A 1911-nucleotide genomic window follows, 5' to 3' on the forward strand; every position below is an offset into this window, starting at 1 on the left:
GTTTGGTTGGTGTGGTTGTGTGGGTGTGTGCAAGGACAGGTAGCACTCCAATAGATAGTGACTGGATGCTGTGTTTTTATGTGGTGTTTGGTTGTGTTGTGTTGGTGGTGTGTTTTGTTCTTGTTATATATGTTTTTTGTTTGAGCTAGATATTGTCTTGCTCTCTTACAGTTTTTTTGTGGAGAGTTTGATCCTGGCTCAGGACGAACGCTGGCGGCGTGCTTAACACATGCAAGTCGAACGATGAAACCTAGCAATCTTTGGTTGTTGGGTGGATTAGTGGCGAACGGGTGAGTAATACGTGGGTAACCTGCCCTCCTTTTTGGGATAAGCCTTGGAAACGGGGTCTAATACCGAATATTCTGGATGATTCGCATGGATTGTTTGGGAAAGCTTTTGTGAAGGGGGATGGGCTCGCGGCCTATCAGCTTGTTGGTGGGGTGATGGCCTACCAAGGCGGTGACGGGTAGCCGGCCTGAGAGGGTGACCGGCCACATTGGGACTGAGATACGGCCCAGACTCCTACGGGAGGCAGCAGTGGGGGATATTGCACAATGGGCGAAAGCCTGATGCAGCGACGCCGCGTGGGGGATGAAGGCTTTCGGGTTGTAAACCTCTTTCGCTATCGAACAAGGCTCACTATAGGGTGGGTTGAGGGTAGGTGGAGAAGAAGCGCCGGCTAACTACGTGCCAGCAGCCGCGGTAATACGTAGGGCGCGAGCGTTGTCCGGAATTATTGGGCGTAAAGGGCTTGTAGGCGGCTTGTTGCGCCTGCTGTGAAAACGCGGGGCTTAACTTCGCGCGTGCAGTGGGTACGGGCAGGCTTGAGTGTGGTAGGGGTGACTGGAATTCCAGGTGTAGCGGTGGAATGCGCAGATATCTGGAGGAACACCGATGGCGAAGGCAGGTCACTGGGCCATTACTGACGCTGAGGAGCGAAAGCATGGGTAGCGAACAGGATTAGATACCCTGGTAGTCCATGCTGTAAACGTTGGGAACTAGGTGTGGGGGGCCTTTCCAGGTTTTCTGCGCCGTAGCTAACGCATTAAGTTCCCCGCCTGGGGAGTACGGCCGCAAGGCTAAAACTCAAAGGAATTGACGGGGGCCCGCACAAGCGGCGGAGCATGCGGATTAATTCGATGCAACGCGAAGAACCTTACCAAGGCTTGACATACACCGCGGGGCTGCAGAGATGTGGTTGCATTTGGTTGGTGGTGTACAGGTGGTGCATGGTTGTCGTCAGCTCGTGTCGTGAGATGTTGGGTTAAGTCCCGCAACGAGCGCAACCCTTGTCTCGTGTTGCCAGCATGTTGTGGTGGGGACTCACGAGAGACTGCCGGGGTTAACTCGGAGGAAGGTGGGGATGACGTCAAATCATCATGCCCCTTATGTCTTGGGCTTCACGCATGCTACAATGGCCGGTACAGAGGGTTGCGATATCGTAAGGTGGAGCGAATCCCTTAAAGCTGGTCTCAGTTCGGATCGGGGTCTGCAACTCGACCTCGTGAAGTCGGAGTCGCTAGTAATCGCGGATCAGCATTGCCGCGGTGAATACGTTCCCGGGCCTTGTACACACCGCCCGTCACGTCACGAAAGTTGGTAACACCCGTAGCTCGTGGCCTAACCATTTTATGTGGGGGGAGCGGTCGAAGGTGGGGCTGGCGATTGGGACGAAGTCGTAACAAGGTAGCCGTACCGGAAGGTGCGGCTGGATCACCTCCTTTCTAAGGATTTGTTTCAGGAAACGTGATGGGAATAGACCACTCGGGTTTGTTTCTTTAGTGTTTGTTTCTTGTTTGGGACACGTAAAAAGTCGCTTGGGACGCGGGCGGGTTTTCGTGCTTGTTTGTGTTCTTTGTGGTGTTGGTTGGGTGGGCTGTTAGGCATTCGGACACTGTCCGATATACCACC

The 1911-nt window shown here is 53.9% G+C and carries 1 rRNA gene; it reads left to right on the forward strand.

The window, feature by feature from the left end:
- Positions 1–175: 175 nt before the first annotated feature.
- Positions 176–1724: ribosomal RNA gene (locus tag ACRQEC_RS09485) — 16S ribosomal RNA — on the forward strand.
- Positions 1725–1911: the final 187 nt, after the last annotated feature.

Source organism: Actinotignum saccati, from assembly GCF_051265055.1.
In the GTDB taxonomy this organism is placed as follows: Bacteria; Actinomycetota; Actinomycetes; order Actinomycetales; family Actinomycetaceae; genus Actinotignum.